The sequence below is a fragment of the Microbulbifer hainanensis genome, assembly GCF_014904735.1.
Taxonomy (GTDB): Bacteria; Pseudomonadota; Gammaproteobacteria; order Pseudomonadales; family Cellvibrionaceae; genus Microbulbifer; species Microbulbifer hainanensis.
The window spans coordinates 185,537-204,817 of the sequence record NZ_JACZCR010000026.1 but is presented as its reverse complement, the minus strand read 5'-3'; the positions used below and the strand labels follow the sequence as shown (position 1 = coordinate 204,817).

Here is a 19,281-nt window from a genome sequence, read left to right as displayed (position 1 = left end):
CTCGCATTTCCATTTTACGATTATCGCCCCGGCCAGCGCGCACTGGCGGTGGCCGCCTACCGCTGCCTGCGCGATGGCGGCGAGCTGGTGGTGGAAGCGCCCACCGGCATCGGCAAAACGGTCAGCACCCTCTTCCCGGCAATCAAGGCACTGGGGGAAGAACAGGTGGATCAGCTGGTTTACCTGACCGCAAAGAACTCCGGCCGCGAGGTCGTCCGGGAAACGGCGGCGCGACTCCACTGCAACGGGCTCAAATTGTCGCTGCTGGAAATCCAGGCCCGCGATAAGACCTGCGCCTGCCGCCTGGGACTGTGCAGCCCGGATGCGGATGGCATTTGCCCCCGCACCCGGGGATTTTTCGATCGACTGCCGGCAGCGCGACAGGAACTGCTCGGCGAATCGCTGCTGACACCTGCCGTGGTCGCGCAGGTGGCGGATCGGCTACAGCTGTGCCCGTTTGAACTGTCACTGCAAATGCTGCCCTGGGTCGACCTGGTAGTGTGCGACTTCAATTATGTTTTTGATCCCCTGGTCCACATGAATGCGCTGCAGGACCAGCGCCATCGGCGGGCGCTGCTGGTGGACGAGGCCCACAACCTGAGCGACCGGGCACGCGCAATGTACAGCGCCAGCCTGAATCGCAGCGACAGCCGCCGCGCTGCATCGGCCTGCAAGGGTTCTCACCCGACATTGCGGCGGCATATCCAGTCCCTGGTGCGGGCACTGGACAAGTGGGTGGCGGAGCGGCGCGAGGAACATACGAATCCGGCAGACACAACGAACCGAGATTCTGAAGTCTGGGTGACCGTATTTTCGGAAACGGAAAAGCATCCTGTCGCGGTCACCCGTGCAGCCCACAAGGTCATGACCGCGGTCAACCAATTGTGGGAGCAGTCCCAGTCACCGCCTGAAGAGATCCGCGAATGGCTGAGTGAACTCTACCGTTACCTGACGATTGATGAACTGCTGGGCGAACAACACCGCTGCCTGACCCGGGCGGAAAACCGGGGCACCCGCCGGGAAGAACAGCGGCTGAAATTGCTGTGCCTCAACGCCGCCAATTACCTGCAGCAGTGCTATCGGCAGTTTCACGCAATCATCGCGTTTTCCGCCACTTTACGGCCGGCGAACTATATCTACCAGCAACTGGGCCTGCAGGCGCAGTCGCCCTACCTGATGCTGCCGTCGCCATTCAGTCCCGAACAGCTGGGCGTTTATCTCTGCCCCTATGTGGATACCCGATACCGCGCCCGCGAGCGGTCCACCGACGCCCTGGTGGAGATGGTGGCGCGGGTCTACAACAGCCGTCCGGGCAATTACCTGGTGTTCTTTCCGTCCTACCGTTTCTTGCAGCAGGTGGCAGAGCGCTTTGCCCAGCGGTTTCCGCACATTGAACTGGTGCAGCAGACGCCCGGCAGCAGCGATCAGGACCGCAGCGCATTTCTGCAGCGCTTCAGCGAGGGCCGCGGCAGCCTGGGGTTTGCCATTATGGGGGGCATCTTCGGTGAGGGCGTGGATTATGTGGGCGAGCAGCTGGTGGGCACCATCGTCGTCGGCGTGGGCCTGCCGCAGATGAATGAAGAGCAGGAACTGCTGCGCAACGCCTGCGACGCTGCCGACAGCGACATAGCAGGCAACGGCTTCGATATCGCCTATCGCTATCCGGGTCTGACCCGGGTACTACAGACCGCCGGGCGGGTTATCCGCACCGAGACCGACCGGGGCGTCGTGATCCTGGCCGACGCCCGCTTCGCAGATCCCTTTTACCGGGCACTGTACCCCGAGCACTGGCTACTGAAGATGTGCAGCCATGATGAAGCCCTGTCCGCCGGGCTCAGTCAGTTCTGGGGCCCCGATTGACCCTTTAGGTGTCCTTGTTGTCAGGCCTGAGACTGTATTAATATCCAGCTCTATTCCAGACCGTTGTTTCACCAGTTACTGCATCGCGCAATCCAGCTTATGGCGTCACCCCGACAGTTTTATCGCCGCGGCCCCATTCAGCGGGACCGGCAATCGGTCACTTTCGCCGACGTCAGGAGGAGATTCGGCTTCCGCTCGATCAGTATCGGTCGCTGGGTGACACAGGCGGAAAGAGACAGAGCCGCGGGGCTCTTCTACGATGCGCTGGCCGACCTGATGTCGATCCTGCAGGGCCCGGAAGTCCTGATCTCCCTGCGGGAAACGCTGTCGTTCCAGTACGGCATCGGCGGCCGCCCGGGAATGCTGGCGTTCTACGAACCTGCGGCCAGAAGTTTTTCACTGGCAAAAAATGCCGGACCCGGTTCGATTGCCCACGAATGGTTTCACGCGCTGGACCACTATCTCGCCGACAAGGCGTTCAGCGATGTCTCCGGGCGCATCTACGCCTCGGAAGCCTGGCTGCGCGACGCCACACCGGTGCCCCACCCGCTCAACGACCGTCTCTTTGCCTGCTTCCGGAGCATCATGCTCGATGAACAGGGCGAGAACCCCAGCGAACTGTTCCGGATATCCTGCGCAGCGGACAAGGCCAATGGCAGTGTCTATTACAGCGATCCGGCGGAACTCTGCGCCCGCGCGTTTGAAGCCTTCGTGCAGGATGCCAGTATCAGCAATAATTTCCTCGTCTCCGGCACCAAGGCGACGGACGAGGCGCGCATGGGGCTCTACCCCACCGGCGACCACCGCCAGCGCATCAATGCCGCTTTCCGCGAATATTTTTCCTGCCTCGGCCGTGCGCTGCGGGCCAACCTCAGCCACGCGGCGGAAAGCCGCCAGCCGAAGCTGGCCCCGGGAAAAACAAAAGACCAGTAGTCTGCTCAGGGTTTGAAACCGCGCACCTTTTCCTTGATTGCATCGTGCGCCGCTTCCTGCTCGTGCAGCAATTTGCGGCGCAACATGGCCGCCTCGAAGCGCTGCTTTTCGACGATGGTTTCCGGTTTGAGCGGCGGCACCGGCACGGGCTTCCCATCGTCATCCAGCGCCACCATGGTGAAGTAGCAGCTATTGGTATGCCTGACGACCCGGTTGCGGATATCTTCGGTGATGACCTTGATACCCACCTCCAGCGAGGTATTGCCGGTGTAATTCACCGATGCCAGAAATGTCACCAACTCGCCGACATTGATGGACTGCCGGAACATCACCCGATCTACCGACAGCGTTACGACATAGCAACCGGCATAGCGGCTGGCACAGGCATAGGCCACCTTGTCGAGATATGACAGCAGCTCTCCGCCGTGTACCTTGCCGGTAAAGTTCGCCATATCCGGGGTCATCAGGACGCTCATGCTGAGCTGATGTTCGCGGGCTTGCATACGGGTTGTCCTTAAATTCGAACTGGATTCTGTTTATGCCGAAGTGACGGTAACCGCCTTCGGTTCAATTTGCGTTTTCGCTGGAAGCGCGCTCGAGCTGACGGAACTGTCCCTCGAGAAGTGCTTTGCCCTGCTGGATGGTACGATTCTCATCGGTTAACAGAGCCACTCGCTCCATAGCTACATCCAGCTCTGACTGTGCTTTACCCAGTGATAGGCGCAGCAGCTCAGACTCTTTTTCGAGCGACGCATTGCTGCTGTGCAGCGCGCTAACCTTGTCCTGCAAAATGCGGGCCTCGTCGGCAAGGGCGCGGATCTGGCCGGTCTGCTCGGCACCTGCCTGCCGCAGCAATTCGATTTCCCTGTAATAGACGGAGACCTGCTGCATCAGTTCCTGTTTGTCGGCATTCAGGCCCGCGATATTTTCCCGCAGCTGTTCACCTTCGGTTTCACGATCCGTCAGTTTTCGCCCGGCTTCGGCAAGCTGCCGGGAGAGGCTGGCTGCCTGTGCGCTCAACTGCTCATTGGCGGCCCTGAACTGATCGCGCTCCTGTTGGCGGTCATCCGCAGTCCGCTGCTGGAAGTGTTCGAAATGCGCGCGGATATCGCGGTTTTCCTGCTTCAGCTCTTCAATGGTGGATTTGAACTCGGCAATACGCGCGTCGCTCACTTCCCGCTGGTATTCACTCTTTTCCAGTGACGCCTGCGAAACCTGTAGTTCTTGCTTCAGGGCATCGGCCTGTGCCTGCGCAGCCTCGTGCTTCTGCTCCAGGTTCCTAAGTTCCTGCGTCCGCTGCGCAGCCACTTCCCGTGCCTGCGCCAACTCCTGCTGGAACTCTTCGATGGCGGATTCGCATTCGGCGTTCGCCTGTTCGATTTTCTGGTCGGCTTCGCCCTGTAACCGCTCGTGCAATGCCTTCAGCGCATCGACCAGGTCCTTGGGCAACCCGGCCGTATCCGCAACTGGATTGCCCGTCTCGGATCGCCAGCGCTTGAGTAGCGGCCCGATCGTGCTCTTACTGCCCGTACCGAGTTCCGCCCTCACCCGATCCACGGTCGGTTCCTCGCCGCGATTTTTAACCGCTTCTGCCGCCTGAGCAATATCCAGATAGGTCACACCGGTGCGCGCCATTCCCAATTCCTTTATTTTTAGTAATGTATTACGTGTTACGTAATATAACATTATTTGTTTATTTAACAGCATCGCTTGAATCACATTTTCTAACCCTCGATAATTATTCTTATCGTCGGTTAGCTAATATTTTTGACGCCGACTTCCCATATCGTTCATTACGATATCCACATCGCATGGATGCTGTCCCGATGAATAAGAAAACATCGCCTAGGCGCCCCGCTGCGCAACATATCGAACCGGCGACCCACGGCAATACGCTGCAATCCGCCGCGAACATCCAGCAGTATCTGAGCGCAGCCACATCAGACAGCACGCGCAGGGCCTACCGCTCGGCGATTCGTCAGTTCGAAAAATGGGGCGGAAGGCTGCCCACAGATAGCCGAATGCTGGTCCGCTACCTGCTCAGCCGCGCTGAGATAGTCAACCCGCGCACACTGGACCTGCACCTGACCGCAATCGGGCAATGGCACCACTACCAGGGCATTGCCAACCCGGTGATCGAACCAGTCGTGCAGAAAACGATGCAGGGTATTCGCCGCCTGCACGGCAAACCCAGGCAGAAGGCCAAGGCGCTGCGGCTCGAACATATCGCCGAGATGGCGCGCCACCTGAAGACACTTCCGGACAGCAAGAAGAAATATCGCGACCTCGCCCTGCTGCTCGCCGGCTTTTTCGGCGCCTTCCGCCGCAGCGAACTGGTGGCAATTCAAGTTTCCGACCTGCACTGGGAAGACGAGGGACTCATCATTGTGCTGCCCAGATCCAAGACCGACCAGGACAGAGAGGGATTGATGCGCGCCCTGCCCTTCGGTGATCCGCAAATCTGCGCTGCAACCGCCCTGCGGCAGTGGCTGGATGCCGCCGGCATAACCGAGGGGCCGGTGTTCCGCGCGGTCAACCGCTGGGACCAGGTGCAGGCAAAGTCGCTGAGCCCGGGCGCAGTCAACGAGCTGCTGAAACAGCTGGGCTATGCCTGTGCGTTCGGTTTCGTCGGCAGCCTGAGCAGCCACAGCCTGCGCCGCGGCCTGTCCACGTCGGCAGCGCGGGAGAAGGTGCCATTTGAGCTGATCAAGAAACAGGGCGGCTGGAAAAGCGATGCCACTGTATGGGAGTACATCGAAGAGGGGCGCCAGCTTACCGACAATGCCACCATTCCGTTGATGAAAAAGATGACGGCACTCCTCACTCCCGAAGAATAGATTCTGGCGTCACTCGCATCTTTCTGACTGCAAAAAATGTGATGTTTACGTCGAGACAAAGTGGCGACTCTAAACGTTAAAGGGCTTCGCGAGCGCCACCGGGAGGCGAGTACTGAGTGGTCATTTTGCGACTGGCGCGCCATCAATCCGGCGAGAAAATATTGTCGCCAAACTCATGTTATAGCCCACTGGATCAATAGGTCTTTCCGCTGCTGTCAGCTAATATGCGCGGCTCGATTTTCAGGGGGAACGACCATGACTACTGCACAAAAAATCTATCAGGCGATTGAACTGTTCAGCGGCGAAGATCCGCATTTTGGACGATTCAAAATCAATTTTCGCGAAGCCTTGATTGGCCACGGCACTCCGGCCGCCAATGCGGAAAAGATGGCTGATATTGCCGCGGAATCACTGCGTGACCATTCCGGTCAGGACCACCACCTGGGCATGGCCCAGATCATTGCCTGTCATTGTGAATTTGAACAGGCGATGGACGGCAACATCGAAGCCTTCCAGGCTATGCACCGGTATATGTCTTACTATCTGGATGCAGCGGAAATGCAGGCTATGAAGATCGCCAATTAACTTACTACTGACTTCATCATTTACAGGGATGTAAATTGATGTACAGCTCAAGCTACTAAATAACCCGCCATCCGCAACAGACACACGCAATATTATTTATCCGGGAAAGGAATAAATTCTTTTTCATCCCCTGGCACCTTGGGGAAACGACCGGCCTTCCAGTCTTCCACCGCCTGATCAATCCGCTCCGCGCGACTGGAGACAAAATTCCACACGATACAGTGCTTTGAAAAAGGCTCGCCGCCAATAATCGCAATACGGCTTTCCTCTGCTGCTTCCAGCACTACACCCGGCACCTTGTCGAACACTGCCAGGGCATACTCCGGTATTTCAGTTTCACGGGCCTTGAGCCTACCCGATGCGACATAAACCGCACGTTCATCGGCATCCGGCAGGGTGATCGTCTGCCCCGGTTGCAGGTGCGCCTCCACATAAAGGGTGGTAGCGAAGGTTTTCACCGGCGAGGTAACACCATAGGCAGAGCCCATGATGACACGAATAGGCACGCCGTCGACTTCCAGGGCCGGAAGCTCAGCAGACGGATAGTGGTGAAAGGCCGGCTCTATCTCTTCGAGTGCCTGTGGCAGAGCCAGCCACAGTTGCAGGCCGTGCAGGCGATGATCCGCCGCGCGCCATTCCGGGCGCTCCCGCTCCGAGTGCACAATGCCCCGCCCCGCCACCATCAGGTTGATATCGCCGGGCCGGATCGGCTGATCGCTGCCCAGGGAATCCCGATGCAGAATTTCCCCCTCAAACAAATAGGTCACTGTGGCAATACCAATATGCGGGTGTGGGCGCACATCGATGCCCTGCCCTGCGGGGAAGTCCGCCGGCCCCATATGATCAAAGAAGATCCAGGGGCCGACCATCTGCTGTTCACGACTGGGCAGCGCGCGCCTCACCGAGAAACCGCCGAGTTCCTTCTGCTTTGGTTCGATGATGACCTTGATCGCTCCACAGCCCTCGATGACATCGCATTCCTGCTCAGCGGTTTTGGTGAGATTGCTCAAAGCGGCCTCCTGGAGTTTTGGCGAAAGAGAGTTGGAATTGCAGGCAACTATAAACCAGTTTCATCGTTTACACGCCACGAAGTGATTCGCGCCACTTGCCACTTACAAAATTCGGCGTGAAAAGTTACAGTGTCAGCCGCGCCCGGGGCGCGCAAAGCAACCGCGCTCTGTCCGGAGCGCCCGGGCCACTCGGCTAAGCTAAAGAGAGTTTCTTTCCTGTATCCCGGGTTGGCGCTACGAGTTCTTTATATACGCTGTGCAGGATCGGAGATGCTGGAGCACTATCTCGATAACAAACTGATACAGACCGCCATCGTCGTTGTTGCGGTGATATTCCTGCGTCTGTCCCTGTCATTTATTTTTTCCCGCACCCGCTGGTCAAAGCAGGACAAGCGGCGCCGGATCAATTCCGTACACAATCTGGCCAACCTGCTATTGCTAGTCGGACTGGTTGCCGTATGGGTTTCCGAACTGCGGGATTTTGCCTTCTCCATTGCCGCCTTCTCGGTGGCGATCATTATCGCGCTGCGCGACGTCGTGCAGTGCCTGGTCGGCGGCATCTACGTGGCCAGTTTGCGGGCATTTTCCGTCGGTGACTGGATCAAGTTCGGGGACCAGTTCGGCGAGGTGATCGACAGTGACTGGCTCAGCACCACGCTGCTGGAAATTGATCCCCACGGGTTGGGTAGCGGCTATACCGGTATCACCCTGTACATTCCCAACAATGTATTTTTCACCAAACCGGTGAAAAACCTGAACTTCATGCGGCGCTATATCGAGCATACCTTTTCGATTACCCGCGAGAACAAGGGCGGCAACCCGTTTGCGGCCAAGGACTTCCTGATCGGTCGAATCCGCGAACACAGCGAGGCATTCAGCGAAGTGGCAGCCCGCTATTGCCAGATGATCGAACACCGCACCGGTGTCGAGCTGGTGGGAACGGAGCCGAAAGTCAGCTTCACCACCAATGAACTGGGCCACGATGTGTTGACCATCACCCTGTTCTGCCCGCGCGAGGAAGCGCACGAAATAGAACAGCGGGTTACCGAGGATTTCTACAACTTCTGGTACAGCGGGCCGCAGGAACTGCCGGAACCGGGCAACGCCTGAGCCCGCCGGCGGACCTCAGTCGCTTTCGTCGCACTCCCCCCCTGTACAGGTCAATTCCATCTGGGCGCGGATAATTTCCGCCAGGCGCGTGGCACCGGGGCCCGGTGAGTCCCGGTCGGCGAAGATCAGGTACATCTGCAGGTAGCGTTCGCTGCCGCCACGCAGCGGCAACGGCTTGAGAATCCCGTCGGCCAGCTCCTGGCGGATCTTTTCCTCCGGCAACCAGCCAAATCCGTAGCCGCGACAGGCTGCGCCAATGGACGTGGCCATATTCGTGACCGTCCAGCGCTGGGCCACCTCAACCGTGGTGGTCTGCCTGTCGCGCTGTGAACTGGAATCCCGCACCACCAGGTGCCTGTGCTGGCGCAGGTCGCGGATTGTGAGCTCTCGCCCGATCTGGTGGAGGGGGTGGTCTGGATGTGCCACCGGTATGATGCGCACCTGGCGAGCCAGCGGCTCACCGATAAATCCGGAAGGTATGTGCGGGGAAATGGCGAGCTCTACCCGCCCTTCCCGCAACGCCTCGGGCGCACCGCCGATCACGGTCTCGTAGAGTTCAATTCGGGTATGCGGGCTCTCGAGACCAAACTGGTTCAGGCAGTCCAGTAATAGCCAGGTGGGAAACAGCACTTCCACGGCGATGCCAATCTCCGTTTCCCAGCCTGCGGAGACTTTGCGCGCTGCGCGTTCCAAGCCGGTGGCATCGTCCAGAAGCAGTCGCGCGCGGGAATACAGCATCTGCCCCGCCGAGGTCAGTACCGCCTTGCGCCCCTCAATCAGGAAAGCCTTCATACCGAGCGCCGATTCCAGCTTCTGCACTGCGTAACTGACTGACGACTGGCTCTTGTGCAGCCGTTCTGCCGCCTGCGCATAGCCCCCTGCCTCGACCACGGCAACCAGGCAGCGCCACTGCTCCAGGCTGATCCGGGGCGCTAGTGCGGCCCCTGCTCCCGACTGTTCAGACATAATCGATTATTCCGATAGGTTTACCCGTATTTTTATAATTTTTTATCTAATCCATCAATGCTTAAATGCCACCATCTCGAAACAACCCCTCAACGGAGGTATCGAAATGGGAACCACGAACAAGACACTCCTCAAGATCCAGACCAGCCTGTTCCAGAGCGGCGGACAGTCATCCCAGTTGACCAATCAGATCACTGAAAACTGGGTGGCCGCCAATCCCGGCGCAGAAGTCATTACCCGCGACCTGGCCGCAGAGCTGGTGCCGCACCTGACCCTGGATCGTTTTCAGGCCTTTATCAGCGATCCGGCTGAGCGCAGCAGCGAACAGCAGACCGTGGTCGACTTTTCCGACGCCCTGATCGATGAGATCCGCCGGGCCGACGTACTGGTACTGGGTGTACCGATGTACAACTTCAGCGTGCCGTCGAGCCTGCATGCCTATTTCGATCACGTGGCCCGCGCCGGCGTTACCTTCGAGTACACCCCGGAGGGACCCAAGGGTCTACTGACAGGCAAAAAAGCCTATGTGGTCATTACCCGCGGCGGCGTTTACGGCGAGGACCATGCCCAGACCAATTTCATTCGCCAGTTCCTCGGCTTTATCGGTATCAGCGATGTAGAGTTTATTCACGCTGAAGGGCTCGCAGTCGGCGAAGAGGCCAAGAACGACAGCCTCAATAGCGCCCGCGAGCGCATCGCCGAGCTGGCGTAATCGAATACCCCGATCCTCTACAGGAACCATCCCTTCGGGCGCGAACTTCGCGCCCTTTTTTATTGGCATCCGAAACCCTGACGGCAAACGCGAGTCCAACAAGTCGATGAAAGCACAAACCATGCCCACAGTCTTTATCGGCCATGGCAGTCCTTTGAATGCGCTGGAAGAGAACCGCTATACGCGCGGCTGGCGCCAGCTGGCTGAATCGCTGCCCAGACCCCGAGCTATACTCGCCATTTCGGCGCACTGGTATACGCGCGGGACGCTGATTACCAGTGGCGAACAGCAACGCACCATTCACGATTTCCACGGCTTCCCACCGGCACTGTATGAATGCAACTATCCGGCAGCGGGATCGCCGCAGCTCGCGCGGCAAATCCAGGAACAGTTAAGTCCTCTCGATGTTAAATTAAGCGAAGACTGGGGACTCGATCACGGTACCTGGTCGATATTGTTGAAGATGTATCCGGAGGCAGACATTCCGGTGCTGCAATTGAGCATCGATGCCACCCGCTACGGGGAATTCCACTACCAATTGGGCCAGCAACTGCGCCCCTTGCGGGATCAGGGCGTCCTGATACTGGGCAGCGGTAACGTCGTACATAACCTTGGATTGATGCGCTGGGATCAGGCCACACCACCCTACCCCTGGGCGCAGAACTTCGACCGCTGGATACGCGACGCGCTAGTGCGCGGCGACCACGACAGTCTGATACATTTTGAACACGCCGGCGGCGACGCGCGCCTTTCCGTTCCGACACCCGAGCACTTTCTGCCGCTTCTCTATATCGCCGGTGCCAGTGACAGTGCCGACAAGGTCTCTTTCCCCACCGAGGGCATCGAACTCGGCAGCATCAGTATGCTGTCGGCGCTCTATTCTCAATAACATCACCGCCCCTGCAAAGTTCCAATTCTGTTCGCAAGCTTAAAACCGCCCAGTCAGAGACTGTGCGGTTTAGTGCCTGCCGATCCGCCCGGAATAACTACACTCTTACGAATAGAAATGTGCGCCATCATCAAGATGGAGTAACTCGCCGTGCAGGTCACCGCTTGTGCCACGCGGGTGAATCTCTCGATCTGAACAGGAGCCTGGTTATGAACCGCAAACTCTCCTCAGCTTCGCTCGCGCTTGCCCTGGGCACCGCCGTGGCCATGGCCGCTATTCCCGCCAGCGCCGGAGATAAAGAAAAAGAAAACAAAGAGAAATGCTATGGCGTCGCCCTGAAGGGCAAAAATGATTGCAAGGCCGGTCCCGGCACTACCTGCGCGGGCACTGCCATTAGAGACTTTCAGGGCAATGCCTGGAAGTACGTACCGGCCGGCACCTGCACAAAGACCCGCTCCCTCACATCGTCGACCGGATACGGCCAACTGGAGCCCTTTGAGGAAAACAATACGCCAGCCAACGAAACCCCTTATTAGGAATTGAGCGCTTCCGACAGGGCGCGGTGCGGTCACTAACATAATGCCGCGGCCGTGCCTCTGACAGAAGTCATTACAGGAGCAGCCGGGTTTAATTCTGGAGCGATACGAAAATGTGTTGTGACCTTTCTCGTAGCGCCCCGACGCCCAGGGATATCGGTCAAGGTATCGATCCACCCCGCGAATCCGGAACACTACCCGCTCGCCCCGGCCTTGGCCTCAAACCACAGCACTTTGACGAGATTTTGCAGCGAAAACCAGATATTGGCTTTTTCGAGATCCATGCGGAAAATTATTTCGTCGCCGGCGGTCCATTCCATCGCTTCTTGAGCCAAATTCGCGAACTCTACGCGCTCTCAATACACGGCGTGGGACTATCGATCGGCGGCGCGGCGCCTCCGGACCAAGCGCACCTCCGGGCACTCCGGACCCTCCTGAGACGTTACGAACCGGAGTCGTTTTCTGAGCATCTAGCCTGGTCGAGCCATGGCGGTGTATTCCTGAACGACCTGTTACCACTGCCGTACACCAATGACACGCTCACACGGATATGCGCGCACATCGACCAAGTGCAAACCTACCTCGGGCGACAAATGCTCCTGGAGAATCCGGCGACCTATGTGGAATTTCAGCAGTCGAGCTATTGTGAAGCCGAATTTATTACCGAAGTGGTGGCGCGCAGTGGCTGTGGTCTGCTGCTCGATGTGAACAATGCCTACATTTCCTGCACCAATCACGGCCGCTGCGCCGAACAATATATTGCCGCCCTGCCGCTGCACGCCGTGGCCGAAATGCACTTGGCCGGATTCTCGCGCGATTCTGACAGTGCCGGCGCGCCGTTACTGATTGACAGCCATGGATCGCGGGTGGACCCGGCGGTGTGGGAACTGTACGGCAACACTATCGAGCGAATTGGACCCAGCGCGACACTGATTGAATGGGACAATCACCTGCCGCCACTCTCCACACTGCTCGCAGAAGCCGAGCTGGTGCAGAACTGCCTGACTGAGGCGCGGGGAACGAACGATGGATGACGAACCCCGCTGGGCTTGTGCCCTTCTGTCTGCGGAAGTCCCGGTACCGGCGGGCCTGAAGACCTGGAACAACTCCGACCCGGCAAGCCGCTTTGCGGTCTATCGCAATAATGTCCTCGTGTCGCTGGTCAATGCCCTGGAAGACTCCTTTCCAGTTACCCGGCAACTGGTTGGCGAGGCATTTTTCCGTACCATGGCGATCGAATTTGTCCGCGGTAATCCGCCGCGTGCCGCCGTACTCACAGATTACGGCGATGCATTGCCGGAGTTTGTCGAGGCCTATCCCCATGCCAGAGCATTGCCCTATCTCGCCGACATGACGCGCCTGGAAATGGCCTATCTGCAGGCATACCACGCCGCGGATGCGCAGCCGATCAGCGCAGAGGAAATTACCGCGTTGCTGACCAGCCCCCAAACCACCACCCGTACCCGTTTCCAGTTACACCCCTCGTTACGCACGCTGGTTAGCCGCCATCCGGTTATTTCCCTGTGGGCTGCGCATCAGGACAAAGATGCGATACAAGGTGCCCTACAAACTGCGTTAACCGAGATTGATATGCAGACAGCGGAAAGCTGCTGGCTATTGCGCCGTGAGTTACAGGTGGTCGTTATCCGCATGACTCCCGGCGATTGTCTCTTTGCGGAAAAGCTGCGCCAAGGCAGCTCGCTGGAGATATCGGCGAACTGCGCACTGGATGCGGATCCAGACTTCGATCTGGCGGCCTGTCTGGCGGTAATGCTGCGCGAAGGCGCAATAGTGTCGGTCGCGTAGATTGCCCGGTGAACACGCGGGTCGCGCCGGTATCCAGAGCGGGAATCTGCGCAAGCGGGCGAGCAATAGTTTTCTCGCGGCATTACACGTACACAAGTCTATGTCCCAAACAAAAAACGCCGGCATTTACCGGCGTTTTTTGTGAGCTGCTTACAGCGCTTCCGCTGCTTCCGTTTCTCTTCGAGCCTCCCTGGACTCGTCGGTAGCGGTTGCGGTGACGGACGCTCCTTTTCCGCCGAACAGTTTCTGCACGACGACAAAGAACAGCGGGATAAAGAACAGTCCCAGTGACGTGCCGATGACCATGCCACCCAATACCCCGGTGCCGATGGCGCGCTGCGCACCGGAACCGGCGCCGGTAGCAATGGCCAGTGGCAGTACACCGAGGCCGAACGCCAGCGACGTCATCAGGATCGGGCGCAGGCGATCGCGCACGGCCTGCATGGTGGCCTCAACCAGTTCCATGCCGCTCTCCAGGTACTGCTTGGCGAACTCCACGATCATGATGGCGTTCTTACTGGCCAGCCCCACCGTGGTGAGCATGGCAACCTGGAAATAGATATCGCGCTCCATACCGCGGAAGGTATTGGCCAGCACCGCACCGAGAATACCCAGCGGCGCCATCATCAGTACCGCGGTCGGTACCGTCCAGCTCTCGTAGAGAGCCGCCAGGCACAGGAATACGATCAGCAGTGAAAGGCTGTACAGCAGCGCCGTCTGGCTGCCCGCGGCCCGCTCCTGGTAGGACAGGCCGGACCACTCCATACCGATACCCGCCGGCAGGGTTTTCACCAGGCGCTCCACTTCATCCATGGCCTCACCGGAACTCACACCCGGTGCGGCTGCGCCGTTGATCTGCATCGCCGGTACGCCGTTGTAGCGTTCCAGGCGCGGCGAGCCGTACTTCCAGTGGAAGCTGGCGAAGGCCGACAGCGGCACCATTTCACCCTTGTCATTGCGCACAGACCACAGGCGGAAATCTTCCGGCACCATGCGGAAAGGCGCATCCGACTGCATGTATACGCGCTTGACGCGACCGCGATCGATAAAGTCATCGATATACTGACCGCCCCAGGCCGCACTCAGGGTCGAGTTGATACTGGCGATGGACAGGCCCAGCGCCGCGGCCTTGGCGGTGTCGATATCGACGCTGAATTGCGGCGTATCTTCCTGACCGTTCGGGCGCACGTTGGCCAGCAGCGGATCCTTGCCCGCCTTGCCGAGGAACTCGTTGCGCGCGGCCGTCAGCGCCTCGTGGCCGAGGTTGGCATTGTCCTTCAGGTAAAAGTTGAAACCGTTGGAGGTCCCCAGTTCCGGCAGCGCCGGCGGTGAAAACGCGTAGGCAATGGCATCCTTGATTCTGCTCAGCGCGCCCATACCGCGCATGGCGACCGCAGTGGCCCCTTCGGAATCCTCCGTGCGCTCATCCCAGTCCTTCAGCTTCACAAAAGCGATACCGTTGTTCTGGCCGCTACCGGCAAAGCTGAAGCCCTGCACGGAAAATACCGACTCGACGGTGTCCTTCTCGTTATCGAGGAAGTGGTCCTCCACTTTCTTGATCGATTCCATCGTGCGCTGCTGGGTCGCACCCACCGGCGCCTGGACCATGGAAAAGAGTACGCCCTGATCCTCTTCCGGCAGGAAGGAACTCGGCAGGCGCAGGAACATCACCACCATGACCACGGACAGCGCGGCGAAGATCGCCATAAAGCGGCCACTGCGCGCGATTACGCCGCGCACACCGGACTGGTATTTCTGGGTGCCGCGCTCAAAGTTGCGATTGAACCAGCCAAAGAAGCCGGTGGTACCGTGGTGTTCGCCTTTCTTCAGCGGCTTCAGCAACGTCGCACACAGTGCCGGCGTCAGCACGATGGCCACCAGAACCGACAGTGCCATGGCAGATACGATGGTCGCGGAGAACTGGCGGTAGATCACCCCGGTCGCGCCGCTCATAAACGCCATCGGCACGAATACGGCAGACAGCACCACCCCGATCCCCACCAGCGCGCCGGTGATCTGTCGCATGGATTTCTTCGTCGCTTCCTTCGGTGGCAGGCCCTCTTCGGACATCACCCGCTCGACGTTTTCCACTACCACGATGGCGTCATCCACCAGCAGGCCGATGGCGAGTACCATCGCGAACATGGTGAGCATATTGATGGAGAAACCCAGTGCCGACAGGATGCCGAGGGTACCCAGCAATACCACCGGTACGGCGATCGTCGGAATCAAGGTGGCGCGGAAATTCTGCAGGAACAGGAAGATCACCAGGAATACCAGCACCACCGCCTCGATCAGCGTGTGGATCACGCCATCGATCGATACCTGCACGAACGGCGTGGTATCGAAAGGTACGACGGATTTCAGGCCCGGCGGGAAGAACGGCTCCAGCTCTTTCAGCTTGGCCTTGACCAGCTCGGCCGTCTCCAGCGCGTTGGCGCCGGTGGCCAGGGTGATGGCAATACCGGTGGCCGGCTGACGGTTGTAGCGGGAAATATTTTCATAGCTTTCCGCACCCAGCTCCACGCGGGCAATATCGCCCAGGCGCAGTACTGAACCGTCCGGGTTTGCCCGGATCACGATATCGCGGAACTGCTCCGGGGTCTGCAGGCGATCCTGCGAAGTAATGGCAGCATTGAGCTGCTGGCCCGGTACAGACGGCGCGCCGCCGAGACTGCCCACGGCCACCTGCGCGTTCTGCGCCTTCACCGGCGCGGAGACGTCGCTGGGCGTCAGTTTGTAGGTCTCGAGCTTGTTCGGATCCAGCCAGATGCGCATCGCATATTTGGAACCGAACACCTGCAGGCTGCCCACACCCGGAACCCGGCTGATCGGATCCACCAGGCTCGTGTTGATGTAGTCGGCGATGTCGTTGCGGTCCATGCTGCCGTCCTGCGACACGAAACCCGCCACCATCAGGAAGCCGCTGCGCGACTTGCTCACGTTCACACCCTGGCGCTGCACTTCCTGCGGCAGCAGCGGCATGGCCAACTGCAGCTTGTTCTGCACCTGTACCTGCGCGGTATCCGGATCAGTCCCGTTCGCGAACGTCAGGCTCACAGACGCTCCGCCGGTGGACTGGCTGCTGGCAGACATATACAGCAGGCCATCGAGGCCTTTCATATTCTGCTCGATAATCTGCGTCACCGAGTCCTCCACCACCTTGGCGGATGCCCCCGGGTAGTGGGCGGAAATGGTCACCGCCGGCGGCGCGATATTGGGATAGCGCTCCACCGCCAACTGGGTGTACGCCAGACCGCCGCCGAGCATCACGATGATGGCGATGACACAGGCGAAAATCGGGCGATTGATAAAAAATGCGGCCATTACCGAACTCCTTTACGACTCGTGGGCGGTCGGCGCTTCGATGGTTTCGGATTTGTCGCCGGCTGCGCCGACTTCATTGGCGGCCGGTACCGGCTGCGGCTCGGCTTCGGTGGCCTGGACCGGAACGCCCGGGCGAATCTTCTGCAACCCGGCGACAATGACCTTGTCCCCTGCCTGCAGGCCGCTCTCCACCAGCCAGTTGCTGCCGATAGTCTGGCTGACCTGGACGCTGCGCTGTTCTACCTTGCCTTCGCCATTGACCACCATTGCCGTGGTATTGCCCTTTGGATCGCGGGCGACGCCCTGCTGCGGCACGAGGATGCCGTTTTCACGCACCCCGCGACCGATCGCCGCGCGCACGTACATACCCGGCAGCAGCATATGGTCCGGATTCGGTACCACCACCCGCAGCAACACACTGCCAGTGGAAGGGTCGACGCTGGCCTCGGCAAACTGCAGCTTGCCCGGGTGTTCGTAAGTGCTGCCGTCTTCCAGCTTGATCGAAACCGGCAGGTCGTCCGCGGACTCCACGGTACCGGCGGCCAGCGCCTTGCGCAGGCTCAGCAATTCGGTAGTCGACTGATTCAAATCCACGTAGATCGGATCCAGCTGCTGCACGGTCGCCAGCGCGGCAGACTGATTGGCGGTGACCAGCGCGCCCTGGGTGACACTGGATTTGCCGATTCGACCGGCAATCGGCGCACTGATGCGCGCGTAATCCACTTCGATGCGCTTGCGTTCCATCGCCGCCTTGGCTGCGGCCACCGCCGCCTGGGCCCGCTGCAACGTGGCCTTGGCGTTGTCGTTGTCCTGCTTGCTGACGGCGCCGGTGCCAGCCAGTTCGGCGACGCGGCGCGCGTTCAGGCGGGCCACATTCAGCTCGGCCCGGGCGCTCTGCAGGTTGGCCTTGGCGCTGTCGTAATCGGCACGGTAAGTGGCGTCATCCAGCTGGTACAGCGATTCACCGGCCTTGACCATGCCGCCCTCGCGGAACAGCTGCTCCTTGACGATACCGTTCACCTGCGGGCGCACTTCGGCGACCTTGAACGGACTGGTACGCCCGGGCAGTTCCCGGGTGAGCACCACCGGCTTGGCCTTCAGGGTGACCACAGTCACCGCGGGAGTCATTCCCTGCGGCGCAGCCTGTTTTTCCCCACACGCACTGAGCAATGCTGAAGTGGCAAGTAAGCCCGCGAGCAACTTCTTCTTAAGCATGAAAACCTCGATATGACAGGGCCATCCGGGCACTGTTACATAATGGAAAGACTACCTGACAGGACAGTCACGAACGATTGTATAGAATGGTCACATTTTATGTTCATGCACGAATAATAATCAACTATTTATTCATGAATGAATATGAACTAGGATGCACACCAACCCCGAGCACCAATTGAGCGGACAGGACACGGCGCGGCACAGCGGAAAACGACCTTTCCTGCATAGGCTGCAATTTATGCCGTCATTTCGGTGAAGTTCAATCCGCCCTGCGATCAGTCGCGCGGTATCCGGGGTCGAACGAATACTCGCAGCGCCGCCACAGCAGTACACCCGGAGACCAGCTTTACCAATGGCCAAACGCAGAAAAGAAGACGCCCAGGAAACGCGCGAGCGCATTCTCGACGCAGCGATCAACGTTTTTCACGAACACGGTATCGCCCGCCCTTCCCTGACAGAGGTCGCGGAACTGGCCGGTGTTACCCGCGGCGCCGTTTACGGGCACTTCCGCAACAAGGCCGACCTGGTCAACGCCCTCGCCGAACGGGTGCAATTACCGGGAGAAAAACTGTGCGAAGCCGGCGCTGAGGAACTGCGGCGCGATCCGCTCGGCGTCCTGCGCACACGCTGGCTGTGGCTATTCCAGGAAGTGTCCTGCAACAAACAGACCCAGCTGATTCTGGAAATCATTTTTCATCGCTGTGAACTCGTCACCGAGAGTGGCGAAATCTACCAGCGCCTGATGCAGGGGCGCGCGGAAGGTGTCGAGAAGATGCGCCTGTTGGTCAGTGCCGCCATGGGCAAGGGCCAATTACCGGCGGACCTGGATATCGACGTGGTAGTGCCAATGATGCACGGCGCGCTGATCGGCATGCTCGAAGACTGGCTGCTGGAACCGCGCGGCGATCTCGGGCAGCTAGGCGAACGCTATATCGACTCACTGATCGACATGGTTCGCTTTTCCCCGACACTGCGCCGACAGGGCGCGGTGGTCTCGGTGCACTAAGTAGTTAGCCCCGAAGGCCTTTGCTAGAATTTAGGGGAAACCTCCGCCTCCGGACGAAGATGAAGACTGCGGCCCGCCTCTGCTATTTGCTGATCGCACTGCTGATTACCCAGTCGGCGGCGGCCTTCTATGACAGTCACCAGCAGCGGCAGAACATTGCCGATCACGTGCCCGGCCATCACACCGATGTCGCCGATCACGTGGACAATTCCGATCAGCATCACCTCGGCGAAAACGCCCTCAGCCAGGATTGCCACCACTGCTGCCACTGTCACGGCAGTGCACATTTTTTTGCGCTTGGCCCCGCCATCAACGCCATCTTTCCTGAACAACAGCGACAACTGTCCCGGTTCGTCGCCGTATTTCACTCCCTGAGTTCCCCTCCGGACCTGCACCCTCCTATCGCCTGATTTCTCTTCGACACCCGTGTTTCCGGCGTGTGCGGCCCCACTGCGCCGCCGGACGGATCATCCAATCGAGAGGAAT

Annotated in this window: 18 protein-coding genes; 11 read left to right on the top strand and 7 right to left on the bottom strand. The window is 59.3% G+C overall.

The features are described from left to right. Together IG168_RS09805 and IG168_RS09800 are read left to right on the top strand one after the other, a co-directional pair. The coding region (locus tag IG168_RS09805) for an ATP-dependent DNA helicase (RefSeq protein ID WP_193164207.1) at positions 1-1,860 on the top strand (1,860 nt) is incomplete at its 5' end. A gap of 99 nt (positions 1,861-1,959) precedes the next feature. Next, on the top strand, positions 1,960-2,793 hold the full coding sequence (locus IG168_RS09800; RefSeq protein ID WP_193164206.1) for a CLCA_X family protein: 834 nt from the start codon (positions 1,960-1,962) through the stop codon (positions 2,791-2,793). Positions 2,794-2,798: 5 nt separating this feature from the next. Here the strand turns inward: IG168_RS09800 and IG168_RS09795 are convergent, their stop codons facing one another. After that, positions 2,799-3,296 (bottom strand): acyl-CoA thioesterase, encoded by a 498-nt coding sequence (locus IG168_RS09795; RefSeq protein WP_193164205.1) that lies wholly within the window; start codon positions 3,294-3,296, stop codon positions 2,799-2,801. A gap of 64 nt (positions 3,297-3,360) precedes the next feature. Then, positions 3,361-4,428: a DNA-binding protein gene (locus tag IG168_RS09790; protein ID WP_193164204.1), complete on the bottom strand. Its 1,068-nt coding sequence runs from the start codon at positions 4,426-4,428 to the stop codon at positions 3,361-3,363. 191 nt (positions 4,429-4,619) lie between these two features. Between IG168_RS09790 and IG168_RS09785 the strand changes: the two genes are divergently transcribed. Both IG168_RS09785 and IG168_RS09780 read left to right on the top strand, forming a co-directional pair. Then, a complete protein-coding gene (locus IG168_RS09785; protein ID WP_193164203.1) occupies positions 4,620-5,630 on the top strand; it encodes a site-specific integrase in 1,011 nt (336 codons plus the stop codon). A gap of 60 nt (positions 5,631-5,690) precedes the next feature. After that, positions 5,691-6,215 (top strand): hypothetical protein, encoded by a 525-nt coding sequence (locus IG168_RS09780; protein WP_193164202.1) that lies wholly within the window; start codon positions 5,691-5,693, stop codon positions 6,213-6,215. A gap of 92 nt (positions 6,216-6,307) precedes the next feature. On the opposite strand, the gene IG168_RS09775 is transcribed toward IG168_RS09780, so the two are convergent. After that, on the bottom strand, positions 6,308-7,225 hold the full coding sequence (locus tag IG168_RS09775) for a pirin family protein (protein ID WP_193164201.1): 918 nt from the start codon (positions 7,223-7,225) through the stop codon (positions 6,308-6,310). 270 nt (positions 7,226-7,495) lie between these two features. On the opposite strand from IG168_RS09775, the gene IG168_RS09770 reads away from it, so the two are divergent. Next, the gene (locus IG168_RS09770) at positions 7,496-8,335 is read left to right on the top strand and encodes a mechanosensitive ion channel family protein (protein WP_193164200.1); all 840 of its coding nucleotides are present in this window, start codon (positions 7,496-7,498) and stop codon (positions 8,333-8,335) included. 15 nt (positions 8,336-8,350) lie between these two features. Here the strand turns inward: IG168_RS09770 and IG168_RS09765 are convergent, their stop codons facing one another. Next, positions 8,351-9,301, bottom strand: coding sequence for a LysR family transcriptional regulator (locus IG168_RS09765; protein WP_193164199.1), 951 nt, complete (start codon positions 9,299-9,301; stop codon positions 8,351-8,353). A gap of 106 nt (positions 9,302-9,407) precedes the next feature. On the opposite strand from IG168_RS09765, the gene IG168_RS09760 reads away from it, so the two are divergent. The 5 genes from IG168_RS09760 (at position 9,408) to IG168_RS09740 (ending at position 13,244) form a co-directional block, all read left to right on the top strand. Continuing rightward, positions 9,408-10,013, top strand: coding sequence for an FMN-dependent NADH-azoreductase (locus tag IG168_RS09760; RefSeq protein WP_193164198.1), 606 nt, complete (start codon positions 9,408-9,410; stop codon positions 10,011-10,013). Between the two features lie 106 nt (positions 10,014-10,119). Next, complete coding sequence (gene ygiD, locus IG168_RS09755; RefSeq protein ID WP_226876744.1) at positions 10,120-10,902, top strand: 4,5-DOPA-extradiol-dioxygenase; 783 nt, start codon at positions 10,120-10,122, stop codon at positions 10,900-10,902. Positions 10,903-11,111: 209 nt separating this feature from the next. Further along, positions 11,112-11,438 carry a BufA1 family periplasmic bufferin-type metallophore gene (locus IG168_RS09750; protein ID WP_193164197.1) on the top strand — a complete coding sequence of 109 codons (327 nt, stop codon included), beginning with the start codon at positions 11,112-11,114 and terminating at the stop codon, positions 11,436-11,438. A 113-nt stretch (positions 11,439-11,551) separates the two neighbouring features. Continuing rightward, on the top strand, positions 11,552-12,472 hold the full coding sequence (bufB, locus tag IG168_RS09745; RefSeq protein ID WP_193164196.1) for an MNIO family bufferin maturase: 921 nt from the start codon (positions 11,552-11,554) through the stop codon (positions 12,470-12,472). After that, complete coding sequence (locus tag IG168_RS09740; protein ID WP_193164195.1) at positions 12,465-13,244, top strand: HvfC/BufC N-terminal domain-containing protein; 780 nt, start codon at positions 12,465-12,467, stop codon at positions 13,242-13,244. The genes bufB and IG168_RS09740 overlap by 8 nt, the downstream gene beginning before the upstream one ends. A 150-nt stretch (positions 13,245-13,394) precedes the next feature. Here the strand turns inward: IG168_RS09740 and IG168_RS09735 are convergent, their stop codons facing one another. Both IG168_RS09735 and IG168_RS09730 read right to left on the bottom strand, forming a co-directional pair. Then, a complete protein-coding gene (locus IG168_RS09735; protein WP_193164194.1) occupies positions 13,395-16,571 on the bottom strand; it encodes an efflux RND transporter permease subunit in 3,177 nt (1,058 codons plus the stop codon). A gap of 12 nt (positions 16,572-16,583) precedes the next feature. Beyond that, on the bottom strand, positions 16,584-17,786 hold the full coding sequence (locus IG168_RS09730) for an efflux RND transporter periplasmic adaptor subunit (RefSeq protein WP_193164193.1): 1,203 nt from the start codon (positions 17,784-17,786) through the stop codon (positions 16,584-16,586). Between the two features lie 355 nt (positions 17,787-18,141). Between IG168_RS09730 and IG168_RS09725 the strand changes: the two genes are divergently transcribed. Further along, on the top strand, positions 18,142-18,795 hold the full coding sequence (locus IG168_RS09725) for a TetR family transcriptional regulator (protein ID WP_193164192.1): 654 nt from the start codon (positions 18,142-18,144) through the stop codon (positions 18,793-18,795). 23 nt (positions 18,796-18,818) lie between these two features. On the opposite strand, the gene IG168_RS09720 is transcribed toward IG168_RS09725, so the two are convergent. After that, on the bottom strand, positions 18,819-19,163 hold the full coding sequence (locus IG168_RS09720) for a hypothetical protein (RefSeq protein WP_193164191.1): 345 nt from the start codon (positions 19,161-19,163) through the stop codon (positions 18,819-18,821). Positions 19,164-19,281: the final 118 nt, after the last annotated feature.

Excerpts from the sequence above, each read along its gene's own strand:
- IG168_RS09730 (WP_193164193.1), bottom strand. The coding sequence starts at position 17,786 with ATGCTTAAGAAGAAGTTGCTCGCGGGCTTACTTGCCACTTCAGCATTG.
- IG168_RS09790 (WP_193164204.1), bottom strand. The coding sequence starts at position 4,428 with ATGGCGCGCACCGGTGTGACCTATCTGGATATTGCTCAGGCGGCAGAA.
- IG168_RS09725 (WP_193164192.1), top strand. The coding sequence starts at position 18,142 with ATGGCCAAACGCAGAAAAGAAGACGCCCAGGAAACGCGCGAGCGCATT.
- IG168_RS09770 (WP_193164200.1), top strand. The coding sequence starts at position 7,496 with ATGCTGGAGCACTATCTCGATAACAAACTGATACAGACCGCCATCGTC.
- IG168_RS09795 (WP_193164205.1), bottom strand. The coding sequence starts at position 3,296 with ATGCAAGCCCGCGAACATCAGCTCAGCATGAGCGTCCTGATGACCCCG.
- ygiD (WP_226876744.1), top strand. The coding sequence starts at position 10,120 with ATGAAAGCACAAACCATGCCCACAGTCTTTATCGGCCATGGCAGTCCT.
- IG168_RS09760 (WP_193164198.1), top strand. The coding sequence starts at position 9,408 with ATGGGAACCACGAACAAGACACTCCTCAAGATCCAGACCAGCCTGTTC.
- IG168_RS09740 (WP_193164195.1), top strand. The coding sequence starts at position 12,465 with ATGGATGACGAACCCCGCTGGGCTTGTGCCCTTCTGTCTGCGGAAGTC.
- IG168_RS09765 (WP_193164199.1), bottom strand. The coding sequence starts at position 9,301 with ATGTCTGAACAGTCGGGAGCAGGGGCCGCACTAGCGCCCCGGATCAGC.
- IG168_RS09750 (WP_193164197.1), top strand. The coding sequence starts at position 11,112 with ATGAACCGCAAACTCTCCTCAGCTTCGCTCGCGCTTGCCCTGGGCACC.
- IG168_RS09785 (WP_193164203.1), top strand. The coding sequence starts at position 4,620 with ATGAATAAGAAAACATCGCCTAGGCGCCCCGCTGCGCAACATATCGAA.
- bufB (WP_193164196.1), top strand. The coding sequence starts at position 11,552 with ATGTGTTGTGACCTTTCTCGTAGCGCCCCGACGCCCAGGGATATCGGT.
- IG168_RS09735 (WP_193164194.1), bottom strand. The coding sequence starts at position 16,571 with ATGGCCGCATTTTTTATCAATCGCCCGATTTTCGCCTGTGTCATCGCC.
- IG168_RS09800 (WP_193164206.1), top strand. The coding sequence starts at position 1,960 with ATGGCGTCACCCCGACAGTTTTATCGCCGCGGCCCCATTCAGCGGGAC.